The following is a 23,018-nucleotide window of genomic DNA, read 5'->3' on the forward strand; positions in this document are numbered from 1 at the left end:
CCGCTCAGGAGAGAGGAGCAACCGGCGTGGGGGCAGGTTCGGGCTCAGTGTCTTCGCCGTTCTGAGGCACACCGCGAAGCGTCAGGTTGATGCGACCGCGGTTATCGATTTCGCGGACGCGAACGGTGACCTCGTCGCCGACCTTGACCACGTCTTCCACCTTCTCAACTCGAGCTTCAGACAGCTGCGAGATGTGGATCATGCCTTCCTTGCCAGGAAGGATCTCCACAAAGGCGCCGATCGGAATGATCCGTGTGATGGAACCGCTGAACACCTCACCTTCATTCACCTTGCGGGTGAGCCCTTCGATGATCTTCTGCGCCTCGTCAGCCGCCGCTCCGTCGTGGGACGCAATGGTGACAATGCCGCTGTCCTCGATGTCGATCTTGGTGTTCGTGCGTTCGGTGATCCCTTTGATGGTGCGTCCACCGGGGCCGATCACGGTACCGATCAGTTCCGGGTCAATGCGGAAGCTGAGCAGGCGAGGGGCATGCGGTGACATGCCGTCGCGGGGGGTGTCGATCGCCTCGAGCATTTTCTCGAGGATGTGGAGACGGGCCGGACGGGCCTGATTGATCGCCTCGGCAACGGTTTTGATTTCCAGGCCGGTGATCTTCATGTCCATCTGCAGAGCGGTGATGCCCTTGTCGGTGCCCGCCACCTTGAAGTCCATGTCACCAAGAAAGTCCTCGATGCCCTGAATGTCGGTGAGGATGCGCACCTCCTTGCCTTCTTTGATCAGACCCATGGCGGCACCGCTGACGGGCGCTTTCAGGGGTACACCGGCGTCCATCAGGGCAAGGGTGCTGCCGCAGACAGAACCCATTGAGGTGGAGCCATTGGAGCTGAGTACCTCACTCACCACCCTCACCACATAAGGGAAGGTGTCCTTCGCTGGCAGCACGGGCAAGATGGCTCGTTCTGCAAGGGCTCCATGGCCGATTTCGCGCCGTCCAGGGGAGCGCATCGGCTTGGTTTCACCCACTGAGTAAGGGGGGAAATTGTAATGGTGGAGGTAGGTCTTCTCGGTGTTGGGGTTGAGATCGTCCATCTCCTGGGCATCGCTGGGTGTGCCCAGGGTTGCGGTCGACAGCACCTGCGTGAGGCCGCGCTGGAACAGACCAGAGCCATGCACGCGCTTGGGCAACACGCCGGCCGCCGCGCTGATCGGACGCACCTGATCGAGACTTCTGCCGTCGACACGTTTGCCGTCTTTCACGATCTGCTGACGCATCAGCTTCTTGATCAGGGCTTTGAAGCTGGTCGGCAGTGCTTTGCCGTTGCCTGAAACCAGCTGACGGACGGGGTCGGAGTCCTTCAGACCCTCAATGGTTTCAGCGGTTTGATCACGGATGGCATCAAGCTTTTCGTCGCGCTCGGCCTTGCTTTGATCGAACTGGCTGAGCACATCGCCGATTGATTTGCTGCAAGCCTTCTCCAGATAAACCGGCAGAGTTGTGTCTTCGCTGGGAGCCTCTGGCTTCACCTGCTCGATACCAGCTTCTTTGAGTATGGATTCCTGAGCCTTGATCAGCTCACAGACCGCCTCGTATCCGAAGTCGATCGCTTCAATCACATCTCCTTCCGGCAGCTGATTCGCACCTGCCTCAACCATCACCACACCATCGGGTGTTCCGGCAACGACCAGATCGAGATCTCCTCGTTCGATCTCTCGGAAGCTGGGGTTGAGCACGAAGTCGTCGCCGAGAAGACCAACTCGCACCGCGGCCATCGGACCCTGGAAGGGTATGCCTGCCAACAGTGTGGCCATTGAGGCGCCTGTCACAGAAAGCACATCCGCCGGAACACGCTCATCAAGCGACATGCAGGTGGCCACGATCTGGATGTCGTCTCTCATCCAGCTCGGGAAGAGAGGCCTCATCGGCCTGTCGATCAAACGGCAGATCAGTGTGGCTCGCTCGGGAGGTCTCCCCTCACGACGCATAAAACTCCCTGGAATGCGGCCTGCTGCGTAAAGGCGCTCTTCGTAGTCGCAGATTAGGGGAAGGAAATCGATTCCTTCTCGACCTTTGGAACGGGTGGCTGTGACAAGCACCGAAGTGTCGCCGCATTCGATCATCACCGAGCCACCGGCCTGGGGGGCATATCGCCCCGTGGTCAACCGAATCTCCCGACCGTCAAAGGAGATCGACTGTGTCTGACCTTGCACTGTTGTTTATGTCTTTCTATCAAGGTTGATTCTGGCACTTCACAGGATTGAAACGTCAATCCCACCGAATCCAATTCGATTCGCTTTGTCACATCCATCAAAAAAGGAGGTGTTCAAACACCTCCTCAACTGCATCACTTTTAAGCAGAGACTCGACCAATCACCAGCTGGACTTGACCACGCCGGGAAGTTCACCTTTGTGGGCGCGTTCACGAAGCTGGTTGCGGCAGAGGCCGAAGTCGCGATAAACGCCTCTTGGTTTGCCCGTAGCCCAGCAGCGGTTGCGCATGCGAGTGGGTGCGCTGTTGCGGGGCAGTGCCTGGATCTTGCGGTGGATCTCAAGCCGCTCCATGGGGTCCTTCGCTGCATGGAAGGCGGCCATCAGGGCAGTCCGTTTGGCTGAGAAGCGCTCAACCATTTTCTTGCGCTTCGCATCGCGGGCGATCATCGACTTCTTGGCCATGCAGCGATTGAAAAGGAGCAGTTCAATCAGCAACCATACAGTTTCATTGGCCGATTAATTGACGCACCACAGGAAGCTGGCTGGTGTCACGCACGATCAGCAGCACACTGAGCCCGAGTACAAGCAGCAGGCTGGACTGCATCACAGCCAGCTGAAACCGCTCCGGCAGTGGGCGTCCGCGCAGACCCTCCAGCAGCAGAAACACCAGTTGTCCACCATCGAGCAGCGGCAGCGGCAAAGCGTTGAGGACCGCCAGGTTGATGGAGATCAGAGCCAGAAAGAGGGCGAGACCCGACCCTCCCTGGCTCGAGAGTTGCGCACCCATTTCCACAATCTTCACCGGGCCTGAAACCTGCTGAGCGGTGGCGCCGAAATTGGTGAACAAGCCTGCATAGCCAGACACCGTTCTGCTGAAGAGCCCGCCAAACTGCTGGCTGGACACGCTGAGCGCTTCTAGAGGTGAGCTCACGGGTCGCGTGGAGCCGCTGACGACTTCTTGAAGCTGGGCGCCGATACGACCGATTCCCTGCTGGTCGGCAGGCGTGAGCTGAAGTGGCGTGACCACATCGTTTCTAAGCACCTGAAGCGTGAGCGGCTGCCCCGGGCTGTTGCGGATCGGATCGACTGCCGCCTGGACAGCCGGCTCTCCACGGCCGAGGTCAACGGCATCGATCGACAGGATGCGGTCGCCGGGTTTCAGCCCGGACAGAGCAGCCGGTTCGCCGCCCTGCACGCTCATCACCATGACGCCGGGCCCAGGTTCCCCAGGAACTCCTGTGGTGGCCGTGTGTCCCACAAGAACCAACCAGGCCAGCAGCAGATTGGCCAGAACGCCAGCACTGATCACAAGCATCTGCTGTGGGATCGGCCGGTTGCGCAATAAATCGGGATCGTCTTTGGGAATGTCGCTCTCTTCATCGTCTTCGGGGAATGAAACGAATCCACCCAGGGGGAGTAATCGCAAGGCGTAGGTGACGCCTCCCTGCTCGGTTTTGAGCACAGCGGGCCCGAATCCCACCGAAAAGCCATTGACTCGAATGCCTTGCAGACGGGCGGCCAGGAAATGGCCCGCTTCATGAATGACGATCAACAGCCCCAGAGCCAGCAGTGAGGCCAGAACGTTCATGGATACCGTTTCAATCCACTCATTCTGGCTGGATTCTGTCCCCACCGAAGTAAGGGACCAGTGCCTGAGGCAGCAGCACACTGCCGTCGGACTGCTGACCGTTTTCCAGCAGAGCGGCCATGGTGCGGCCGATCGCCACACCACTGCCATTCAGGGTGTGAACCAGCCGGGTCACTTTTCCTTCCTTGGTGCGAATCGAGGAACGCCGTGCCTGGAAATCACCGCAGACGCTGCAACTGGAGATTTCCCGGTACGCACCGGCGCCTGCGAGCCAGACCTCGAGGTCATAAGTGCGCGATGCGGAAAATCCCAGATCACCTGTGCAGAGTTCCAGCACCCGGTAAGGGAGTTCCAGGGCCTGAAGCACAGCCTCGGCATCCGCGGTGATCTGCGTATGAGCTTCGGCTGACTGGTCAGGGTGAACAAACCAGTACAGCTCAACCTTGTTGAACTGGTGCAGACGGATCAGTCCTCTGGTGTCACGGCCGTAGCTGCCGGCTTCTCTTCGAAAGCACGGGCTGTAGGCCACGTACTTCAGAGGCAGTTGATCCCCCGGAATGATTTCGTCGCGATGCAGGGATGTCACCGGCACCTCCGCTGTGGGCGTCAGCCAGAGATCGTCGTCTGCGCAACGGAAGCTTTCCTCGGCAAACTTCGGCAGCTGCCCCGATCCGGTGAGACTGGCGCTGTTAACCAGCACCGGTGGCAGCACTTCGCGGTAGCCCTTGCCGCCATGCAGATCGAGCATGAAGTTGATCAGAGCGCGCTCCAGTCGCGCTCCCTGGCCAAACAGGGTCACGAATCGGCTCTGGGCAATGCGCACGGAACGCTCGCTGTCCAGAAGGCCGAGACGGTCGGCAATCGCCCAGTGTTCCTCCAGGCCTTGCTGCTGGCGGGGGGTGCCCCAGCTGCGCACCTCAACGTTGTCATTTTCATCCTTGCCGTCTGGGCAGTCAGCCGAGGGAAGGTTGGGAAATGTGAGCAGCTGAGTCTTCAGCGTTGAGGCAATCTGTTTTTCCTCGTCCTCGAGAACCGACACCTTCTGCTTGATGGCGTTGCCCTGCTGACGCAGTTCAGCAACTTCGGCACCCTTCGGATCAGCTCCACCTTTGATCTTGAGGCCTACATCCTTGCCAATGCGGTTGCCTTCCGCCTGAAGCGTGCTGCGCTCTTGTTCGAGATCGCGTTGATGCTGAGCGATCTGCTGAAGGGAGCTGAGATCCACATTCAGGCCTCGGCGTCCCAGCTGAGTGGCAATCAGCTCGGGGTTCTCTCGCACCAGACGCTGATCGAGCACAGGGGTTCGGATGATCGCGCCGGCAGCCTAGGCGTCCGCTGTCAGCGCTCTGTCAGCACTCAGAAAACCTGCCCAACCATCACAGCCGCCACGGCTGAGAACAATGTGATTCCCAAGGCGGTGAGAGGGTTCTGGCCCTGAGAGACGGCCACCGTGGTGATCACCCCGGCTCCAAGGCAGGCAGCTGCCAGTTGAGTGGTGATTTCGGAGGAACGGTTCAATTCCAGACTTTCGGCGGTCCTTGGAACTTACGGAGCCTGGCTGTGTTCGTCCCAGGTTGAAGGGGCGGATCGTTACGCCGTGTCAGGGTTCGTTACGGCTCGCAATGATGCAGGCCTCGCTCGCCCGGCACTGGCCCATTGCTTGAGGCTTTCCATCTGCTCCCTTGCCGTGCGTGACAGGGGTACAAGCTGCGATGCCGCCAGGATCATGTCGCTTTCCGTGAGTTCACGGATTTCGGCGAAGGCCAGGTGCATCGCTTCAATCACCACTTGCTCCAATTCAGCGCCGGAATAACCGTCCGTGCGATCGACCACGGTTGACAGCGGCAGATTGAGACCAGGGCGCCGCCGCTGCAGGTGAAGGCTGAGGATGCTCAGACGCTCATCTCTCGAAGGCAGATCCAGCAGAAAGATTTCATCAAAACGTCCCTTGCGCAGCAGTTCTGCCGGTAGACGCTCCACGCCGTTCGCGGTGGCCACCACAAACACCGCAGATCGTTTCTCGGCCATCCAGGTGAGCACGGTGGCCAGAACACGCTGACTGGTGCCGCCATCACTGCGGCTGTCATTGCCGAATCCCTTGTCGATCTCATCGATCCAGAGAACGCAGGGCGCCATCGCTTCAGCCCGTTGAATCATGTCGCGGGTCCTGGCTTCGCTGGCTCCGACCAGGCCGGAAAAGAGGCGGCCAACGTCAAGTCGTAGAAGTGGCATTGACCAGCTGTGGGCGATTGCTCTGGCTGTGAGTGACTTGCCGGTGCCCTGAGGACCCACCAGGAGCACTCCTCTGGGCAGAGGAAGTCCGAAGCGGCGTGCATCGTCGTTGAAGGCCCTGTGACGTTGATCAAGCCAGTGCTTGAGCGTTTCCAGCCCACCGATGTCGCCAGGCGTTGCATCCGTTCGGCAGAACTCCAGCACTTCGCTGCGGGCTAGTGAAAGCCGTTTCTCCTCCAGCACATCGACCAAGTCCTCGCGGCTGAGAGATCCACGTTGTGCGAGAGCTTTGGCGGCCACATGCCGCACCCTCGTCTCGCTCAGGCCGCAGCAGGCATGGGTGAGTTCCTCGAGTACATCAGCCTCCAGGGCTCGACCGCTAGCTCTGGCGATGTTGGCGAGCAGTGTTCGCAACTCCTGCTCCTGGGGCAAAGGGAGATCCATCAGCGTGAGCGCCTCGTCCAGGTCGGCGGGTGGCGTCCACTGCCCGCAGGTCACGATCAAGGTGTGTGGTGTGGTTCGTAACTGGCTGGCGAGGTTCCGCAGCATGCGGGCGATTCCAGGGTCCTCGCAGAACCGGTGCACATCTTTGAGAAGCAGCAGGGTTGGACTGGAGGGGGAGCGCTCCTGCAGCCACTGCAGCACCGCCATCGGCTGTCGAGCTCCCAGTTGTTCTTGGCCCAGGGCGCCGCTGAGGCCTCCGACGAAATCCCAGCAGGTGAGAGTGCGGTCGGGCAAGCGCTCCGATGTCTGGCGCAGCAGCGTTTCCACGCGCTCCTCTTCATGGCTGCGGATCCAGATCAACGGTGTGCCTGATCGGATCAACAGGTCCAGTTGTGCGATCCAGTTATCAGTCATGGTTCGTCCCTTTGCGTTGCATCGACGACTGCAGATCCTTCAGGGCCTGCCAGCGAGGATCTGGTGTGGAACTTTGCTCCCCGCTAATTGCGGGGAGATCCGACGGTTGTTGCGGCATCCCGGGGCAGTGCTCCCCGCAGCGATTGACAACCGACATCTGCAGGCTCAGCTGTTCAAAAACCCAGCGTTCTGGTTCGAAATCCCCGCGTGGGTTAAGGCACTCCATCAGTCCATCGGCTGAAGTTTGGTCCACACCCGCTTCAGCGAGATGACTATCGCTGGGCTCCTGGCCCAGCCAGATCAGTTCCTTGGAGATAGCACTGAGCTGTTGGTTGAAGTGTCCGAGGCAACGGTCGCAACGAAGGCAGACGATGGTCTGAACCGATCCTTCAACCTCCAGAAGATTGCCGAGATGTTCAGCCCTGAGAGTTCCTCGCACTGGAGTGAGGCTGGGCATTTCATCAAGCTGACCATCCACTGACCAGACCCTGGAGGTTCCCAGAGCTTGTAGCTCCCTGAGCGGTACCGGCTCAAGGCCGGGAATCATTTGTTGCCGCCCTTTGGCTCGAAAGGCAATCGGCTTCCTGAAACTCCACCGGCTGCGGCTGCCGCGGGTTGCTGCTTGAGCTGTTCGTCCACGATGGCCTGCAGATTGTCAGGCAACGCTTCACGGGTCAGCAAGAAGGTCTGTAACGCCTGGAAGATGTTGGCGATCACCATGTACAGCAGGACGCCGGCCGGCAGAGGGAAGAACAGGAACATTCCTGTGATCAACACAGGTGTGATCTTGTTGGCTGTTGACTGCTGAGGATTCGCTGGCATACCCATCCCCGACAGCAGCTGGGAGATGAACAGGCTCAGGCCAAAGGAGCCCACAAGGATGGCGATGTCCCAGTTGACGGCACCGTCGGTGTAGAAACCGACCTGACCAAGAGCTTTGATGAACAGGAAACCACTGCGGGCTGCCAGACCGGGGATCTTGCCCTCAACGGTCGCATCACCAGGAGACAGCGCTGTGATCTCTCCGGCTTCGGAGACGGAGACAATCGACTCCCCTTTGGTTACCGTCCAGGCAGGCAGGAAGGACTTGCCGTTCTCAACACCGTCAAGGATCTCCCCGAAAGCCTCGCCACTTTTGGTCTGAAGCTGGATCTGAACGCTGTCGCCGGTGCCGATCTTGGTTCCGCCGGGCAGGCTGGCGATCACGGGGAAGTGATCGGTTTCAGTGACAAAGATCGAGTGGCTCGCACTGGTAAATGGCTTGGGCTCAACCGCAGCGATCTGCTCTGCGGGCAGCACTTTCAGGTTGAGGGTGTAAGGAACGTCTGCGAACGGTGATCCACGCAGCGTGGCGAACAACGCGAACAGAATCGGCATCTGCACGAGCAGGGGCAGGCATCCGGCCAGCGGGCTGCCGAACTCCTTCATCAATTTGCCCATCTCCTCCTGCTGTTTCTGAGGGTTGCTGGCGAAGCGGGACTTGATCTCAGCCTGCCGCTTCTGCATCACAGGCTGGGCGATCCGCATGCGCCGTGCGCTGCGGATCGATCCCGCGCTCAGCGGGAACAGAGCAAGGCGGATCACCACCGTGAGAGCCACGATCGCGAGCCCGTAGCTGGGCACCAATCCATAGAAGAAATCCAGGATCGGCAGCAGCAGATTGTCGGAGATGTAACCGATCACGATGGCGTTCCGATGGGCGGTGAAGGGTGATGCCAGTGTGCAACAGCGTCGAGGCCGTCGCGTTGGTGCGCAGGCTCAGGCAGCGAATCCTTTGCTGGGAATGCTGTCACTGCTCGATCCGTTGGATTCTGGTCTGCTGGTGATCCGTTCCTGGATGTAGGTCTCAACCTCACGGAAGCGTGGCATCGAACGGAGCTCGAGCCGTGATCCATCCGTCAGCACGAGAACCATGTCACCCCACGCGCCGAAGCCACGGGGAACACAGCGCACCTCACGGATCTGGCTGTAGACCACCTGGCTGCGGTCCTTACCCATCCAGCCGCCGCTCACGGACACTCGCCGACTGGTGACGCGAAAGCGCAGCCAAAGAGCCCGCACGATGGCCCCTACGGTGAATGGCAGGGCAATCAGGGTGAAGCCCAGAAGGATGTTGAAGATGAGGTCCCCTTTCGCAGGACCTCCCTCGTAAAAGGTGTCTTCCTTGATGGAGCTGGTCATGGCTTCAGGCCCGCCTGTTCAAGCAATCTGTCGCATTCTTCCAGCAAGTCGTGATCCTCGGTGGCTGCTCCGGGTTTCAAACTGACCAAAATCCAGACGCTGGCGTGTTCCGGAGCATGTTCGAACCTTATGCGCAGATGGTCGTGCAGGCGCCTTCGCAATCGATTCCTGATCACGGCGAGCTTGCTGACTTTGCTGCTGATCACCACTGCCACTCGACAGGTTGGAGTCCCGCGAGGAATATGTAATGCAGCCGTTGTTGCTCGGCGTTTAAGCAGGTAGTGGTGGGCTGAGGCCTTTCTCAGCACCATGAGGTTGCCGTGGAAGCGCTTGCCTTTCCGATGCAGATGATCAAAACAGCGATGGCCGCGCAGACGCATGGATGCCGGCAGGACCATCGCGGCAATCCGAATGAATCAGACAGAAAGGCGTGAACGTCCGCGCTTGCGGCGGCTGCGGATCACACGACGTCCGGTGTGAGTGCGCATGCGCACTCTGAAACCGGATACGCGCCTGCGCTTGCGACTTGTGCCTCCGAGAGTTCGCTTCGTCATGGAATTTTTCCGGCACCCGGCCTGTTGTCAAGGAGCGAGTTTATCAGCCTGGGTCAGTCGATATCCACAAGCCAGCTGCCGAGGTAGCCGGATACGGGAACGTCTCCCGGTGCCTGCGCCAGGGCATTGAACTGGAACATTCCCCCCTGGCTCGGATTGAAGACGTTCATGACCACGGCATAGGTACCACCAGTTGGAATCGGAGTGTCGGGGAAAACCTCGATGGCTGTCTGTTTTTCATTCACTTCAAATACCGCCGGCAGCACTTCCCCGCACTTGCTTCTTGAGAGCATCCCGCCCATCGACATCTTGCAGAGTGAGAGATTCTTTGGGCGGATGCGCGCGTTGAAATAGCTGGGCACCGTGATGCTCAGTTTGAGGATCGCGGTCTTGCGATCCTTTTTGCGCAGCATAAAGAAATATTCTGAGCGCTCACGCCGGCGTTGGCTGGTCTGAACGAAGTACAGCTTCCGATATCCAGTTCCTGAATCCCAGCGGAATTCCAGCAGAGAAGGTGTGTTCTGTGCAAAAGCGGGGGGTGTTGATAGGGGTGGCACCGCCGCTCCACCGATGACTCCGCAACCAATCAGAGCTGCAAGTCCTGCTCTGCGACGGGGAGTGAGAGAACAACGTCTTTTCATCGTGATTCGGGAGCAGTCGGCGCGGACGCCGTAAGTCGTGAGTGAATTGTCGTGAGAATCTCACGACCGCAGGTGCTTCGGGGGTCGGCCCCTGATCTGTCAGTTGTGACCAGATCGGTCCGGGCGCAGCCGTGATGCTCCCCTCAGGTAGGGATGGTGAAGTGGCCGATCGCATGGAAGCCAGGCGTGGGCCAGCAGACGGATGCAACGGGCAAGATCTCCCTGGACGGCCATCTGCTGGACATCCAGAAGGGCCACTTCTTCCCAGCCTGTGCGGTGGCGCGCCGTCGCTGCGGGAAAGCTGGCGTCCAGATCGGCGGTCACGGAGAACGTCACCGAGACCAGCTGATCTGGATCCAGGGCGTTCTGGTCCATCAGTGTGTCCACCAGTTCAGCGACAGCCTCATGGATGGCATGGGCGTTGTTGTCAGCGCAGGTGGTGGCACCGCGCAGGCCTCGCAGCAGCCGAGGGGCTGTCATGGTCTCTGCATCCAGAGGGGCTGGCCGCTCAGCTCAAGTTCAGTGGTTAGCAACTGATCGAGTCGCAGCAGAAGGCTGGATCCAGGCAGGCTCTGCAGGAGGCGCTTGCGAGGTTTGCCGAGGGTCACAGGCCGGCAGCGCTCCTCATCAAGCTCAGCTAGACGGGCTGCAACCAATCGAGCCTGCTCCTCGTCCCCCAGCTCATCCACAAGGCCCAGATCCTTGGCCTGCGCACCACTGAACACGCGTCCATCAGCGAAGGTCCGAACCTTGTCCTTGTCCATGCCACGACCCTCGGCAACGGCGGCGACGAATTGGTCGTAACTGCTGTCGATCAGGCTCTGCAGCAGCTCACGTTCCTCAGGACTCAGGGCCCGGTCGGGGGAAAGAATGTCCTTGTAAGCACCGCTCTTCACGGTTTCGAAGCGGACACCCACTTTCGCCAGCAGTTCCGAGAGATTGTTGCCCCGCAGAATCACACCGATCGAGCCAGTGATCGTGCCGGGATTGGCCACGATCGAATCAGCTGCCACGCCGACATAGACACCTCCGGAGGCGGAAATGTTGCCGAAGCTGGCCACCACCTTGCAGCCTTTGTCGCGCAGGCGCAGCAGAGCGGCATGGATTTCCTGGCTGTCGCCGACCGTTCCTCCTGGACTGTCGATGCGCAGCAGAAGTGCCGGGAATTCCCGCTCTTCCACCTCGCGCAGAGCCTTCAGCACCCTGCGGCGTGTCGAGCCACTGATCGCGCCTTCAATCACGATGCGCGCCATGCGGCGTTTGGACTTGCGGCGCCAAAGCCACCCCATGATCCTCCGTTCAACTCGCCGGATCTTAAAAAGGACCCTATCGGCCTACTTCCATGACGACGCTGCAGCGCGGGCTGCTGATGGTGTTGCCCTTCGCTCTGTGGGGTACTGCAATGGCGGCCATGGCCCCTCTTGTGGAGTCTGGTGGGGCTCCGCTTGTGGCCTGTCTGCGCCTGCTGCCGGCAGGCATCGTGCTGCTCATTGCCGTTCCCTACCTGGGCAGGCCGTTGACCATTAATTCCGCTGATCGTGGCTGGTTTCTGGTTTTCACCCTCGTCGATGCGATTCTTTTTCAGTTCTTTCTGGCCAAGGGGCTGCAGGGCACTGGTGCAGGCCTTGGATCGGTCCTGATTGATTCGCAGCCCCTGATCGTGGCTCTGCTCGCACGCTGGCTGTTCGCGGAATCGATCAATCCGATCGGCTGGATCGGTCTTGTGCTCGGACTTTCCGGAATCGTCTGTCTGGGGGTTCCGGCACCTCTCCTGCAGCACTGGTGGTTGCAGGCTGATCTCTCCGATCTGCAGGCTGGATGGCAGGACGGCACGGGCTGGATGCTGCTGGCGGCCTTGGCGATGGCCCTGGGCACCGTTCTCTGTCGCTTCGCTTGCAAAAACAGTGATCCCGTGGCGGTGACCGGCTGGCACATGGTTCTGGGTGGATTCCCTCTGCTCGCCTGGCATGGTCTTGATGCCAGCACTGAGCTGATCCCACCTTGGTCGGCCTACGACTGGGCTCAGATGGCTTACGCCTCGCTTTTGGGCAGTGCGCTTGCCTATTCCCTCTTTTTCTGGTTTGCCAACCGGGAGGATCTCACCGGTTTCAGCACGCTTGGATTTCTCACACCGGTGTTTGCGCTTGCCTCCGGGGGAGTGTTGCTGGGGGAACGGCTTGACACCCTGCAATGGTTGGCGGTGCTGTTGGTGCTGATCTCAGTGCTGTTGGTGAGTCAGCGACAGCGTCTCTGGGAGCCCTGGCTTTCTGCCTCGATCACCCGTCCAGGGGATATGAAGGCATGAACGATCGTCCTCTGACTCTGGTGCTGGTCAGCACACCTGTCGGACAGCTCGGCAGCGGCAGGGGGGGTGGGGTTGAGCTCACGCTTGCATCGTTGGTGAAGGGTTTGGTCCAGCGTGGCCATCGCCTGCATCTCGTTGCCCCGGAGGGGTCCTGTTCACCGGTGACGGATGGCACGGTGACACTGCATACCGTTCCGGGGGTTGATCAGCCGAGTTGGCAGCATGCAGATCGGAACGCACCGATGCGGATCCCCAGGGATGCTGTGCTGCCTCGACTCTGGGATCGCGCCTTGGGGCTGAGCAGCGATGTCGATGCGCTGCTCAATTTCGGATACGACTGGCTGCCGTTATGGCTCACTCCTCACGTGGCTCCAAAAATTTTTCATCTCGTGAGTATGGGTTCCGTGTCTTCGGTGATGGACGCTGCCGTGGCTGATCTGGCCCGATGGGATCAGCGCCGCCTTGCGTTTCACACCCATCGTCAGGCCGACGACTTCGCCCTGGTTGAGCCTCCTGAAGTGGTCGGTAACGGTTTTGATCTTTCCCGTTACGAGCTGCAGCTCACAACGGGTGGTCCGCTGGGCTGGGCCGGACGTGTGGCACCCGAAAAGGGGCTTGAGGATGCGGCGTCGGTAGCGGCCCAGCTTGGCGAGACACTGCGTGTTTGGGGGCTGGTGGAGGACGATGCCTATGCGAAGCGTGTCGAGAGTGCCGTTCCAGCAGGCACTGTTGAATGGTGCGGCTTCAAGCCCACAGCTCAGCTGCAGCGTGAGCTTGGCGGTTGCAGAGCGTTGCTCAACACGCCCAAGTGGAATGAGGCTTACGGCAATGTTGTCGTTGAGGCCTTGGCTTGCGGTGTACCAGTGATCGCCTACAACCGCGGCGGCCCCGGAGAGATCATTCAGGATGGCGAAACCGGTTGGCTTGTAGCCCCCGATGATCGGGAAGCCCTTGCCGAAGCAACACTTAAGGCGTCGGCCATCGACCGTCTTGCCTGCCGGCGCTGGGTCGAGCGTTGCGCGAGTAAGGAAGGACTGGCAGCTCGGGTCGAAGCCTGGATGTGCAGGGGGCTGACACCAGTGGATGGCACCATCTCCTGATGACAGCGGATTCATCAGCCCCGACTCCCTCAGTCGTTGTTCCAACCGCTCGCCAGCGCCGGCGTGGAATGCTGCTCATCCTTGCGCTGGCACTGGCGATCTTCTGCTGGCAGCTCGGCAATACCGGTCTCGTTGATGAAACGCCTCCATTATTTGCGGCGTCGGGCCGTGCGATGGCGGAGACCGGTGATTGGCTCACACCAAGGGTCAACGGATTGCCCCGGTTCGATAAACCACCATTGGTGTATTGGCTGATGGGCCTGGGATATGCCCTGCCTGCCGGAAACATCTGGGATCCGCTAGGCACCTGGGCGGCTCGACTGCCTTCGGCCCTGGCCTCGGTGTTGACCATGCTTGCACTGGGGGACACCCTGCTGCGGTACCCACTGCAGGGCGATTCATATCCCCGCCGGACGGCCATCGCCGCAGCACTTGCGTTCGCCCTGTCTCCACTGGTACTGATCTGGAGCAGGACGGCTGTCAGTGATTCGCTACTGACTGGGACTCTCGCTCTCAGCCTGCTCTGCCAATGGCGCTGCTACGCGAGTGGATCGGGTCGACGTTGGTGGCTGGCCTGGATCGTTCTGGCCTTCGCCGTGTTGACCAAAGGCCCCGTGGCGGTGGTTCTCACAGGTATCACCCTGGTGCTGTTCGCTTCGATTCGCCGGGATCTGTCAGGTCTGTGGACTTCTCTGAGGCCTTTGCAAGGACTCCTGATCACAGCTTTGATCAGTCTTCCCTGGTATGCAGCAGAGCTGCTGGTGGAGGGGCAGCCTTTCTGGGACAGCTTTTTCGGATATCACAATCTTCAACGCCTTACCAGCGTTGTGAACGATCATCTGCAGCCCTGGTGGTTTTTCGGGCCCGTGCTGGTGGTGGCGTCATTCCCCTTCACGCCGCTGCTGTTATTCGGATTGGGCAGGGTGATTGCCGATTTCGCGGGAGGCGCTTCCTTTCAGCGCCGACCCGCTCGTCAAAGCCTGGGCTATTTCGCCGGCTGCTGGTTGCTGGCGGTGTTTCTGCTGTTCACCGCAGCGGCGACCAAGTTGCCCAGTTATTGGCTGCCAGCCACACCGGCCGCAGCCTTGCTGATTGCCTCTACGGCCCTTCCCCCGTCTCTTCAGCAACGCCGGGGGTTGCTGATCGCCTGGTGTTCAACTGCGCTTTGCACCGCAGTCCTTGCGGCTGGTCTGCTGGCATCGCCCCTTTGGATTCCTCTGATTCAGGATCCGGAGATGCCCACCTTGCCGGCTGAGCTGATGGCCAGTGGGTTGGTGATCAGAGCTGCTGTGTGTTTCATCGTTGCTGTCCTGCTTGGAACAAGGAGTTTGTGGGGCTCTGTGCCCGGACGACTGCTGGCCTGGCAGGGACCGATGGTGCTGTTTCAGCTGATTGCCCTCGTGCCGATGATCCAGCTAGGTGATCGGGTTCGTCAGCTGCCGGTGCGGCAGGTGGCAAAGCAGGTTGTGGAGCAACGTCGTCCAGGAGAACCCCTGGCGATGATCGGCGTGCTCAAGCCTTCGCTTCACTTCTATACAGACCAGGTGGTGGTCTATGAAGGCCAGTCAAAAGCAGCTCTCGCCAACCTCGCTGATCGTCTCAGTCATGAGCAGCGACAAGGTTTCCAGGGCTTGCCCATTACCGAGGTCGATGCTTCGCCCTCTGTGCTGGTCGTCATCAATCGTGGAACGGCAGCCAAGCAGCACTGGCAGGGTCTCCAACCTCAAAAGCTGGCGAGCGCGGGCATCTACGAATTGTGGCGGCTGGACAGATCACTGCTTGAGCAGCGTGCTGCTGATCTGCGCGATGCAGGTGTGGCTCTCACCTGGAAGAAACCGCGACCTGAGCGTTACTGATCGCGATCATCCGGCGTCGACAACTCGCTCAGTTGGATGCGGCGGCAGAAGCTGCAATGCCCCCACTGCGCCATTTCGCCCATGGGAGAGGGGGTTCCACAACGGGGACATGCCGCGATGCCATGCACGTCAATGCGACTTGGGTGTCGTTTCCATTCCTCGAGGGGGTCTCCGATCACCTCACGCGGTGTTGGGTGGTGTTGTTGAATCCGCAGATCACGCACTGGATGGCCTGCTGCACGAATGGCTGCGAGCAGCTGAGGCTTGCTGTAAAGCAAGGCCTGGCGCCACTGGGGATGCCTGGCCCCCACGATCAGCGTTCCACTCCACAGCGCCAGTGGTTGGCAATGGCTGGAGAGGGGATCGCCGGCCAGTTTCGGCCAGTCCTGCCAGAGCGCAGCCAGTGAACCCTCCTGTCTCCAAGTTCGTTTAAGCGTCTCAAGACATCCGCTAATCGGCTGAACGGGTTCTGGTTCAGGGGGCATCAGCACTTCTCCCTTCCCGAAGCGGCGCCGCTGCGATTTCGGGGCCCGACCCATGCCAATTGCCGATTTTGAGTCGACCTTAGGCAGGTGCTCTTGATTTGCTCGCTACCCTCAAATTGCTGCTCGCCCCGATCCATGGGTTTCTTCGACCGGCTCAGCCGACTGCTGCGCGCCAATGTCAACGATCTCGTGAGCAAGGCTGAGGATCCCGTCAAGATTCTCGACCAGTCCGTGGCTGACATGCAGGAGGATCTGGTGAAGCTGCGCCAGGCTGTTGCCATGGCGATCGCCAGCCAGAAGCGCCTTCGCAATCAGGCTGATCAAGCGGAATCCCAGGCACGTACCTGGTACGAACGGGCAGAGCTCGCTCTCAAGAAAAACGAAGAGGATCTGGCCCGAGAGGCACTCACCCGGCGTAAGACATTCCAGGAGACCTCGGCCTCTCTGGCCAAGCAGGTGCAGGGGCAGGACGCCCAGGTGGAAACTCTCAAGAAAAGTCTTGTGGCCCTCGAAGGCAAGATCGCCGAGGCGCGCACCAAGAAGGACATGCTTAAGGCCAGGGCCCAGGCGGCCAAGGCTCAGCAGCAGCTCCAGAGCGCAGTGGGAAATATGGGAAGCAATTCCGCCATGGCCGCCTTTGAGCGGATGGAGGACAAGGTCCAGGCGATGGAAGCCAGCAGTCAGGCAGCAGCTGAACTGGCAGGGGCCGATCTGGAGAGCCAGTTCGCAGCCCTTGAGGGTGGTGATGATGTGGATGATGAACTCGCCGCCCTTCGCCAGCAACTGGCCGGTGGCCCCGAAGCCGTTGCACTGCCAGCGGCTGATCAGGGCAAGGCTGATGCTGTCCAGCCTGTCAACGTTGCGGAAGTCGACAACGACCTCGAAGAGCTCCGCCGCTCCATCGACAAGATCTGATCAGGGACCGTGATCACCCGCTTCCAACCGCAGACTTCTCTGGATGATCACCTCTGATCGCCTTGCAAGACTCGGCAGCGGTGTTTTCGATCGCAATGACCGGCGCAAATCGGCATACGTCGACAGCGAACGGCAGAAGCATCAGGCTCTGATCGACCTGTCTCTTGGTTCCACTGATCTGGCGCCACCAGACGCTGCCGTGGAAGCCATGGCCGAGGTGCTTCAGAATCCTTCCAGCGCCTCGTACTGCCTTCATGCAGGGACGCAATCGTTCAGGAGTGCTGCTGCCGCATGGTGTCAGCAGCGCTTCGATGTTCAAGTGGACGCCCAGACCGAAGTGCTCCTGCTGGTTGGATCGCAGGAAGGTACGGCGCATCTGCCTCTTGCGGTTCTTGATCCAGGCGATTCGGCGCTGATTCTTGACCCTTCCTACCCCTCTCACCGGGGTGGACTGGAACTGGCGGATGCCGACATTCACACCCTTCCACTCACCGCTGATCGGGACTGGGCTCCGGATTTCGACGCGCTCTCCACAGACCAATGGCAGCAGTTGGCTCTGATGGTTCTCGGTTTTCCTCATAACCCCACCGCCCGCACCGGAGACCAGGCCTGGCTTGACGAGGCCATGAACCGTTCCGTTCAACACGATCTGGTGCTGGCCCACGACAACCCTTATGTGGATCTGGCGCTGGAGGGCGATGCCCCGTCACTGCTGCGCTGCCCCCACTGGCGTGAGCGGGGAATCGAATTCTTCTCTTTGTCCAAGGGATGGTGTCTCGGAGGATTCCGGCTGGCGTTTGCGGTGGGGGCTGCTCCGTTGATCAAAGCCCTGCGCCAGCTGAAAGGCGTCGTTGATTTCAATCAGTGTCAGGCGCTGCAGCGGGGCGCGGAGGTGGCGCTGGATCAACATGCCGACTGGCCATCGCGTCTCCTGCCCGTTTATCGCCAGCGCCGCGACCGCATGCGACAGGCCTTGGCTGATCTTGGCTGGACTGTGCCGGTTCCATCCATGGCCCTCTACCTCTGGATGCCTATTCCGGAATGGGCATGTGCCAGGGGGTGGAGCGACGAACAGCTTGCGGCTGAGTTGTTGGCCCACTGCGGCGTGGCGCTGACTCCTGGCTCCGGTTTTGGTGATGCGGGTCGTGGCTGGTTGCGGCTGGCTCTTGTCCGTCCGGTCGAGGATCTGGAGAAGGCTGTGACTCGCCTGCATCCCTGGTGGGAGAAGCACCATTGACCTTTGTGAGGACTGGCCGGGGGCGATTGCTGCATGATCTGCGTCGCCATGGTCATGACACCTGGTGCCTGAGGCGGTTGGGCGTGTGTGCCAGCACTGAGACCGAGCTGTCTCAATGGCTCGTGCAGCACCCCCGGTGTGGCCTCCATTCACGCGCAGTGTTGGCTGACCATCAGATCCGTGCTCATGGACAGTACGGACGCCGCTGGATGGCATCGAGGGGCGGTGTCTGGTTGAGTGCGGCTCTTCCCTGGCCTCAGCAGCAATGTTCAACGGGCTTGTTCGGTCTCACAGTGGCTCTTGCCCTGGCGGAGCAGGTTGAGTCCACTGGCCTTCAGGTGTCCATCAAGTGGCCCAATGATCTGCTGATTGATTCCCGCAAGCTGGCCGGTGTGCTGCCCACACTGGTTTTCCGCGGCAGTCGGGTCCGTCTAGCCAGGATCGGGGTGGGCCTCAATGTGAGTAATCCCGTGCCGCCTGGAGCAGTCTCCCTGAGGGAACGTCTTTCTTCAGGGCGATGTCGGCTGAGGGTCTGGCAAGGAGCCGTGCTGCGCGCACTCGACCGCGCCCGCGAGCTGGCACTTGATCCCTGCATGGTGGTCTGTGGGGCCGAGCAGCGTCTCTGGGCTGAATCGGTTGCTGATCCAGGCACGGGAGAGGCCTGGCAAGTGCGAGGCATCGGCATGGACGGACGTCTGCTTCTGGAGCAGGGGACCCGGAGGACCAGCTGGACCCGTTGGACAGACAGCCCTGACCAGGATCTCTAGAGTCTCGCTCGATGAGACCGTCTTGATCCGTTGGTTCTGCATTGGCTTGCCGCATCGGTTCTGCTGTCCATCCCTGCTCTGCAGGGTCCAGTGACCCCTCCTGAGCTCAAGCCGGCTCCACCTCCACTCACCTTCGATCGTTCGCTGGAGTCCCTGGAACGAAATCGCGTTATCACGCCGCTCGAGCGACGGCAGCTTGAAACGGGGGAACAGGCCCGGCCCATTGATGTTCCTGCGTTCCAGAAGGCCTGCCGCAGCGGTGCTCTCTCGCAGCAGGAATGCAGCAGCGGTGTGGCGGTGCGCCGCCGTAGTTCCCGTCTGCAACCACGCGTGGTCTGGAAAGGTCGTGACGAAACGCTCACAGGGTTGTCCAGACGAGGGTTTGATGGCACACCGCTTCCTCCGATCTCAGTCCCGGTGAAGGCTTTGCTGGCAGGCTCCTCTGCCACGTTCCGTCTGGAGACGGTGTTTGCTGTTTCACCCAGGCCCGCGTCGATCTCTGGCAACGGTGATCGCAAGCTGCTGTTCCCGATCATCGGTTCAGCCATCACCACCAGTGAATTCGGCTGGCGGATCCATCCGATCATCGGCAGATGGCTGATGCACGCCGGCAAGGACCTCGCAGCCCCTGAAGGGACCCCAGTTGTCGCTGCTTTGTCAGGAACGGTCCTGAGCAGCGGTCTGGCCGGTGGTTACGGCATTGCTGTGGAGCTGGATCATGCCCAGCCCAAACGCCGGACCCTCTACGGACATCTTTCAGAGATTTACGTGAAGTCCGGCCAGAAGGTTCGTCAGGGTGAGGTGATCGGTCGTGTCGGCAGCACGGGGCTCAGCACTGGACCCCATTTGCATTTTGAACTGCGCAAGCCTGAGGCCGGCGGCTGGGTGGCTGTCGATCCTGGCGATCTGGACCTCAATCCGCTCACTGCTTCCGGTGCAGACGCCGTGTCGCTGCTTGTGGGTCAGCTGATGACCAGTCTCGAGCGCTCGCAGGACTCATGACGTCTCAAGCTGACGCTCTTCCCGCAGGATGAAACCCACACCTCTCACGGTGTGAATTAAGGCAGGACGCTCACTTGATTCGATCTTCTGACGCAAATAGCGAATGTACTCATCGAGAAGATTGTCGTCGCCGTAGAAGTTCTCACCCCAGACTCCGTGCATGATTTCAGTGCGTTCAAGCACTTTCCCCTGACCACGCATCAGGAAATTCAGCAGTTCGTACTCTTTCACGGATAACTGAATCAACTGGCCGGAACGGCTCACATCCCTGGTGCTCGTGTTCATCACCAGATCTCCGACCTGGAGCGTTTCAGGATGCTGTCCATCGCCAGCTGCAGCAGAGAATGTGCTGGCACGTCTCTGCATGGCCCGCAGTCGAGCCATCAATTCCTCGATGGAAAAAGGCTTGACGAGATAGTCGTCAACTCCAGCATCCAGGGCCGTCACACGATCAGCGACGTCGTCGTGGCCGGTGAGCATCAGGATCGGTGTGGTGATGGAGCTACTGCGAATTCTCTGACAGATGTCCACACCGCTGAAATCGGGAAGATTCCAGTCCAGAACAATCAGGTCCGGGGATGGCTCCGTGCGGGCTCGGATCAGGCCAGTGGCACCATCCGCGGCCACATCAACCTCATACCCCTCAACCTCCAGTTCGATTTTCAGGAGTTCCGTGAGGCGAGCCTCGTCGTCCACCAGTAGGAGCCTCGTCTTCGGAGTGGCGGTGGAGACCATGTAATCCAGTTCACCCACATACCAGCCTAATCAGCAAGCTCAGGTCGGCTTGGAGTCGTGGGCGCGACCATCCCAGCGTTCGACACGACCGTCCCGAAAATGAGCCACCCGCTCAGCACGAGCCGCTACATCATCTTCATGGGTGACCAGCACCAGCGTGATCCCCTGGTCGTGCAAGGCGTCGAACAGATTCAACACGTCATCCGTGGTGCGTGAGTCGAGGGCACCGGTGGGTTCATCAGCAAGGAGCAGGGCAGGCTGGTTGATGATGGCTCTGGCAATGGCCACTCTCTGCTGTTGACCGCCGGAAAGCTGATTCGGCTTGTTCTCCATTCTTTCCCCAAGGCCAACGCGGTCCAGCGCTTCTATGGCTTTGTCCCGTCTCTGCTTGGGTGAGAGCCCTGCATAGATCATCGGCAGCATCACGTTCTCCAGAGCCGTCGCGTGGGGCAGCAGATGGAACTGCTGAAACACGAAACCCAGCTGCTGGTTGCGCAGATCCGCCAGGGCATCGTCATCAAGCTCCTCCACGGCACTCCCATTGAGGTGATAAGAGCCGCTGCTGGGGCGGTCGAGGCAGCCCAGAATGTTCATTGCAGTGCTTTTGCCAGAGCCACTGGCACCCATCACGGCGAGATAATCGCCTTTACGCACGGTCAGATCCAGTTGATCGAGCGCCCTGACCAGGCCAGCGCCAGTTCCATAGATCTTGTCGACCCCGCGCAATTCAGCGACGGGTAAGCGTTGACCCGCCGCTCGGTCAGCCAAGGGTGGCTCCGGAGGCATTGGCGATCGCCTGCTGCAGGATCGGGGTTCCAGCGACCGCATCACTGGCCCACTGGAAGAGGGGATTGGAGAGGATCCCACCAACAGCTGTGACCACTACGCAGGTCACCAGGGCAACGCGGAGAGGAGGCAGTCCCAGGGTGTTCCACTGGACTGGCGGATAGGACTTCACTGCATCGGAGGCTTCCTGGGGTTCCTTGACCACCATCATCTTGATCACTCCGATGTAGTAGTAGATCGAAACCACCGAGGTGATCAGGCCCACCACCACCAGCAGATACTGGTGATCAGCCCAGCCCGCGAAGAAGAGATAGATCTTGCCGAAGAAGCCGAGCATGGGCGGGATGCCACCAAGCGACAGAAGGCAGAGACTGAGCCCGAGTGTGATCAGGGGATCCTTCTGATATAGACCGGCGTAATCGGAGATTCGATCACTGCCGGTGCGAATTGAAAACAGGATGATGCAGGCAAAAGCCCCCAGGTTCATGAACAGGTAGGCAGCCATGTAGAGGACCATGGCGGCGAAACCGTCCTCGGTGCCGCAAACCAGGCCGATCATCACGAAGCCGGCCTGACCGATGGAGCTGTAGGCCAGCATCCTTTTCATCGAGGTCTGGGCGAGCGCAACGACATTGCCGAGGGTCATGCTGAGCACCGCGAGAACGGTGAACAGCAGTTTCCATTGCGTGTCGAAGCTGCCAAAACAGCCCACGAGGATTCGAAGAGCCAGGGCGAAACCGGCGGCTTTGGAACCGACTGACAGGAAGGCGACCACCGGGGTCGGAGATCCCTCGTAAACGTCTGGTGTCCACTGGTGAAACGGCACTGCCGCGATCTTGAACGCCACGGTTGCCAGCACGAAAACGAGTGCCAGAGCAGCAAGAGGGGTGGGACTGGTCAGCAGTGATTGCCCGATCGCTTCAAGGCTGGTGGAGCCGCTGAGTCCATACAGGAGAGATGAACCGTAAAGAAAGACCGCAGCTGCGGCGGAACCCACCAGCAAATATTTCAGCGCCGCTTCCGAACTGCGGGCATCGCGTTTCATGTAGCCGGAGAGCAGGTAACTCGCGACTGAAAGAGTTTCCAGCGAAACAAAAATGCTCACCAGATCGGTGGCACCGCAGAGCAGCATGCCTCCAAGCGTTGCCGCTAACAGGATTGCGGCGTATTCACCCACAGGGGTTCCACCCTGTTCGGCATACCTCCAGCTAATCAGCAAAGACAGCAGCGTTGAGCAAGCCACAACTGCCCGGAAGGCAATTGCCAGGTGATCAGAGAGGAATGCGCCAAGGAAGGAGGGCTCAAGCGGGGCGTTCCACTGCAGGGCAAGCAGCACCAGAGCCGTACCCAGACCTGCGTAGCAAATGGGTGGAACCCAGCGCACGGAGACTTTTTCGCCGGCCAGATCCACCAGCAGGGTGGCCAGCATCGCCAGCAGGACTGCACCTTCCGGGGCAATAGCACCGGCGTTCAGCGCAAGGTTGAGCAAATCACCCGGCGCTGCCAAAGGCTGGGTATCGAGAAGCAAGGCACCCATCTCGGGCATGGCGCGCGCAGGGCAAAGCGGTTGGAACGACTGTAGCTGCGCTTCCGTTCTTCCTTGAG

The 23,018-nt window shown here is 60.1% G+C and carries 25 protein-coding genes; 7 read left to right on the forward strand and 18 right to left on the reverse strand.

The features are described from left to right. Positions 1-4: 4 nt before the first annotated feature. From SIB58_RS02050 to sppA, 14 genes are all read right to left on the reverse strand, one after another. A complete protein-coding gene (locus SIB58_RS02050) occupies positions 5-2,170 on the reverse strand; it encodes a polyribonucleotide nucleotidyltransferase (RefSeq protein WP_066906021.1) in 2,166 nt (721 codons plus the stop codon). Between the two features lie 160 nt (positions 2,171-2,330). Continuing rightward, positions 2,331-2,633 (reverse strand): 30S ribosomal protein S14, encoded by a 303-nt coding sequence (gene rpsN / locus SIB58_RS02055; protein WP_066906178.1) that lies wholly within the window; start codon positions 2,631-2,633, stop codon positions 2,331-2,333. 43 nt (positions 2,634-2,676) lie between these two features. After that, on the reverse strand, positions 2,677-3,759 hold the full coding sequence (gene rseP, locus SIB58_RS02060) for an RIP metalloprotease RseP (RefSeq protein WP_066906019.1): 1,083 nt from the start codon (positions 3,757-3,759) through the stop codon (positions 2,677-2,679). Positions 3,760-3,778: 19 nt separating this feature from the next. Continuing rightward, positions 3,779-5,056 carry a serine--tRNA ligase gene (serS, locus tag SIB58_RS02065; protein ID WP_066906017.1) on the reverse strand — a complete coding sequence of 426 codons (1,278 nt, stop codon included), beginning with the start codon at positions 5,054-5,056 and terminating at the stop codon, positions 3,779-3,781. A gap of 59 nt (positions 5,057-5,115) precedes the next feature. After that, positions 5,116-5,277, reverse strand: coding sequence for a hypothetical protein (locus SIB58_RS02070; RefSeq protein ID WP_186538269.1), 162 nt, complete (start codon positions 5,275-5,277; stop codon positions 5,116-5,118). Positions 5,278-5,349: 72 nt separating this feature from the next. Further along, positions 5,350-6,849 carry an AAA family ATPase gene (locus SIB58_RS02075; protein WP_066906015.1) on the reverse strand — a complete coding sequence of 500 codons (1,500 nt, stop codon included), beginning with the start codon at positions 6,847-6,849 and terminating at the stop codon, positions 5,350-5,352. Then, positions 6,842-7,396 (reverse strand): YceD family protein, encoded by a 555-nt coding sequence (locus SIB58_RS02080; RefSeq protein ID WP_066906013.1) that lies wholly within the window; start codon positions 7,394-7,396, stop codon positions 6,842-6,844. Before SIB58_RS02080 ends, SIB58_RS02075 begins: the two co-directional genes overlap by 8 nt. Then, a complete protein-coding gene (gene yidC, locus SIB58_RS02085) occupies positions 7,393-8,532 on the reverse strand; it encodes a membrane protein insertase YidC (protein WP_066906011.1) in 1,140 nt (379 codons plus the stop codon). The genes SIB58_RS02080 and yidC overlap by 4 nt, the downstream gene beginning before the upstream one ends. Before the next feature lie 75 nt (positions 8,533-8,607). Then, entirely contained in the window at positions 8,608-9,030 is a 423-nt protein-coding gene (locus SIB58_RS02090) for a PH domain-containing protein (RefSeq protein ID WP_066906009.1), read from the reverse strand. Continuing rightward, positions 9,027-9,428 carry a ribonuclease P protein component gene (locus SIB58_RS02095; RefSeq protein WP_066906007.1) on the reverse strand — a complete coding sequence of 134 codons (402 nt, stop codon included), beginning with the start codon at positions 9,426-9,428 and terminating at the stop codon, positions 9,027-9,029. The genes SIB58_RS02090 and SIB58_RS02095 overlap by 4 nt, the downstream gene beginning before the upstream one ends. 18 nt (positions 9,429-9,446) lie before the next feature. Further along, the gene (rpmH, locus tag SIB58_RS02100) at positions 9,447-9,584 is read right to left on the reverse strand and encodes a 50S ribosomal protein L34 (protein ID WP_074159280.1); all 138 of its coding nucleotides are present in this window, start codon (positions 9,582-9,584) and stop codon (positions 9,447-9,449) included. Positions 9,585-9,637: 53 nt separating this feature from the next. Then, positions 9,638-10,225: a DUF2808 domain-containing protein gene (locus SIB58_RS02105; protein ID WP_067325881.1), complete on the reverse strand. Its 588-nt coding sequence runs from the start codon at positions 10,223-10,225 to the stop codon at positions 9,638-9,640. 99 nt (positions 10,226-10,324) lie between these two features. Next, positions 10,325-10,705, reverse strand: a complete 381-nt coding sequence (gene aroH / locus SIB58_RS02110; protein WP_066906003.1) for a chorismate mutase — start codon at positions 10,703-10,705, stop codon at positions 10,325-10,327. Further along, the gene (sppA, locus tag SIB58_RS02115) at positions 10,702-11,514 is read right to left on the reverse strand and encodes a signal peptide peptidase SppA (RefSeq protein ID WP_066906001.1); all 813 of its coding nucleotides are present in this window, start codon (positions 11,512-11,514) and stop codon (positions 10,702-10,704) included. Before sppA ends, aroH begins: the two co-directional genes overlap by 4 nt. A gap of 53 nt (positions 11,515-11,567) precedes the next feature. On the opposite strand from sppA, the gene SIB58_RS02120 reads away from it, so the two are divergent. From SIB58_RS02120 to SIB58_RS02130, 3 genes are read left to right on the forward strand one after another with little or no spacing between them, the layout of a single operon-like run. Beyond that, the gene (locus SIB58_RS02120) at positions 11,568-12,530 is read left to right on the forward strand and encodes a DMT family transporter (RefSeq protein ID WP_067325878.1); all 963 of its coding nucleotides are present in this window, start codon (positions 11,568-11,570) and stop codon (positions 12,528-12,530) included. Further along, complete coding sequence (locus SIB58_RS02125; RefSeq protein ID WP_067325875.1) at positions 12,527-13,630, forward strand: glycosyltransferase family 4 protein; 1,104 nt, start codon at positions 12,527-12,529, stop codon at positions 13,628-13,630. Before SIB58_RS02120 ends, SIB58_RS02125 begins: the two co-directional genes overlap by 4 nt. Then, positions 13,630-15,486: an ArnT family glycosyltransferase gene (locus tag SIB58_RS02130; protein ID WP_066906176.1), complete on the forward strand. Its 1,857-nt coding sequence runs from the start codon at positions 13,630-13,632 to the stop codon at positions 15,484-15,486. The genes SIB58_RS02125 and SIB58_RS02130 overlap by 1 nt, the downstream gene beginning before the upstream one ends. Here SIB58_RS02130 and SIB58_RS02135 read toward each other — a convergent pair. Beyond that, a complete protein-coding gene (locus SIB58_RS02135; protein ID WP_066905995.1) occupies positions 15,480-16,025 on the reverse strand; it encodes a DUF721 domain-containing protein in 546 nt (181 codons plus the stop codon). The two genes, SIB58_RS02130 and SIB58_RS02135, sit on opposite strands and share 7 nt — an antisense overlap. Positions 16,026-16,106: 81 nt before the next feature. On the opposite strand from SIB58_RS02135, the gene SIB58_RS02140 reads away from it, so the two are divergent. The 4 genes from SIB58_RS02140 to SIB58_RS02155 are packed head-to-tail and all read left to right on the forward strand — an operon-like array spanning position 16,107 to position 19,892. Beyond that, positions 16,107-16,886 (forward strand): PspA/IM30 family protein, encoded by a 780-nt coding sequence (locus SIB58_RS02140; RefSeq protein ID WP_066905993.1) that lies wholly within the window; start codon positions 16,107-16,109, stop codon positions 16,884-16,886. 43 nt (positions 16,887-16,929) lie between these two features. Continuing rightward, positions 16,930-18,123, forward strand: coding sequence for an aminotransferase class I/II-fold pyridoxal phosphate-dependent enzyme (locus SIB58_RS02145; protein ID WP_066905990.1), 1,194 nt, complete (start codon positions 16,930-16,932; stop codon positions 18,121-18,123). After that, positions 18,105-18,890 carry a biotin--[acetyl-CoA-carboxylase] ligase gene (locus SIB58_RS02150; RefSeq protein ID WP_231884140.1) on the forward strand — a complete coding sequence of 262 codons (786 nt, stop codon included), beginning with the start codon at positions 18,105-18,107 and terminating at the stop codon, positions 18,888-18,890. The genes SIB58_RS02145 and SIB58_RS02150 overlap by 19 nt, the downstream gene beginning before the upstream one ends. Positions 18,891-18,920: 30 nt before the next feature. Then, entirely contained in the window at positions 18,921-19,892 is a 972-nt protein-coding gene (locus SIB58_RS02155; RefSeq protein WP_066905988.1) for a M23 family metallopeptidase, read from the forward strand. On the opposite strand, the gene SIB58_RS02160 is transcribed toward SIB58_RS02155, so the two are convergent. Genes SIB58_RS02160 through SIB58_RS02170 form a run of 3 tightly spaced genes read right to left on the reverse strand, consistent with a single transcriptional unit; the run spans position 19,887 to position 22,959 of the window. Then, positions 19,887-20,627, reverse strand: coding sequence for a response regulator transcription factor (locus SIB58_RS02160; RefSeq protein ID WP_067325906.1), 741 nt, complete (start codon positions 20,625-20,627; stop codon positions 19,887-19,889). The genes SIB58_RS02155 and SIB58_RS02160 overlap by 6 nt on opposite strands. A gap of 39 nt (positions 20,628-20,666) precedes the next feature. Next, positions 20,667-21,413 (reverse strand): ABC transporter ATP-binding protein, encoded by a 747-nt coding sequence (locus tag SIB58_RS02165; RefSeq protein WP_066905986.1) that lies wholly within the window; start codon positions 21,411-21,413, stop codon positions 20,667-20,669. Further along, a complete protein-coding gene (locus SIB58_RS02170; protein WP_066905984.1) occupies positions 21,388-22,959 on the reverse strand; it encodes an NAD(P)H-quinone oxidoreductase subunit N in 1,572 nt (523 codons plus the stop codon). The genes SIB58_RS02165 and SIB58_RS02170 overlap by 26 nt, the downstream gene beginning before the upstream one ends. Between the last annotated feature and the right edge of the window lie 59 nt (positions 22,960-23,018).

The organism is Synechococcus sp. MIT S9504 (genome assembly GCF_047497135.1).
GTDB lineage: Bacteria > Cyanobacteriota > Cyanobacteriia > PCC-6307 > Cyanobiaceae > Synechococcus_C.

Coding starts and splice junctions, on each gene's coding strand:
- rpsN (WP_066906178.1), bottom strand. CDS start 2,633: ATGGCCAAGAAGTCGATGATCGCCCGCGATGCGAAGCGCAAGAAAATG.
- rseP (WP_066906019.1), bottom strand. CDS start 3,759: ATGAACGTTCTGGCCTCACTGCTGGCTCTGGGGCTGTTGATCGTCATT.
- SIB58_RS02075 (WP_066906015.1), bottom strand. CDS start 6,849: ATGACTGATAACTGGATCGCACAACTGGACCTGTTGATCCGATCAGGC.
- SIB58_RS02080 (WP_066906013.1), bottom strand. CDS start 7,396: ATGATTCCCGGCCTTGAGCCGGTACCGCTCAGGGAGCTACAAGCTCTG.
- SIB58_RS02090 (WP_066906009.1), bottom strand. CDS start 9,030: ATGACCAGCTCCATCAAGGAAGACACCTTTTACGAGGGAGGTCCTGCG.
- SIB58_RS02095 (WP_066906007.1), bottom strand. CDS start 9,428: ATGGTCCTGCCGGCATCCATGCGTCTGCGCGGCCATCGCTGTTTTGAT.
- rpmH (WP_074159280.1), bottom strand. CDS start 9,584: ATGACGAAGCGAACTCTCGGAGGCACAAGTCGCAAGCGCAGGCGCGTA.
- SIB58_RS02105 (WP_067325881.1), bottom strand. CDS start 10,225: ATGAAAAGACGTTGTTCTCTCACTCCCCGTCGCAGAGCAGGACTTGCA.
- aroH (WP_066906003.1), bottom strand. CDS start 10,705: ATGACAGCCCCTCGGCTGCTGCGAGGCCTGCGCGGTGCCACCACCTGC.
- sppA (WP_066906001.1), bottom strand. CDS start 11,514: ATGGGGTGGCTTTGGCGCCGCAAGTCCAAACGCCGCATGGCGCGCATC.
- SIB58_RS02120 (WP_067325878.1), top strand. CDS start 11,568: ATGACGACGCTGCAGCGCGGGCTGCTGATGGTGTTGCCCTTCGCTCTG.
- SIB58_RS02125 (WP_067325875.1), top strand. CDS start 12,527: ATGAACGATCGTCCTCTGACTCTGGTGCTGGTCAGCACACCTGTCGGA.
- SIB58_RS02130 (WP_066906176.1), top strand. CDS start 13,630: ATGACAGCGGATTCATCAGCCCCGACTCCCTCAGTCGTTGTTCCAACC.
- SIB58_RS02135 (WP_066905995.1), bottom strand. CDS start 16,025: ATGGGTCGGGCCCCGAAATCGCAGCGGCGCCGCTTCGGGAAGGGAGAA.
- SIB58_RS02140 (WP_066905993.1), top strand. CDS start 16,107: ATGGGTTTCTTCGACCGGCTCAGCCGACTGCTGCGCGCCAATGTCAAC.
- SIB58_RS02145 (WP_066905990.1), top strand. CDS start 16,930: ATGATCACCTCTGATCGCCTTGCAAGACTCGGCAGCGGTGTTTTCGAT.
- SIB58_RS02160 (WP_067325906.1), bottom strand. CDS start 20,627: ATGGTCTCCACCGCCACTCCGAAGACGAGGCTCCTACTGGTGGACGAC.
- SIB58_RS02165 (WP_066905986.1), bottom strand. CDS start 21,413: ATGCCTCCGGAGCCACCCTTGGCTGACCGAGCGGCGGGTCAACGCTTA.
- SIB58_RS02170 (WP_066905984.1), bottom strand. CDS start 22,959: ATGCCCGAGATGGGTGCCTTGCTTCTCGATACCCAGCCTTTGGCAGCG.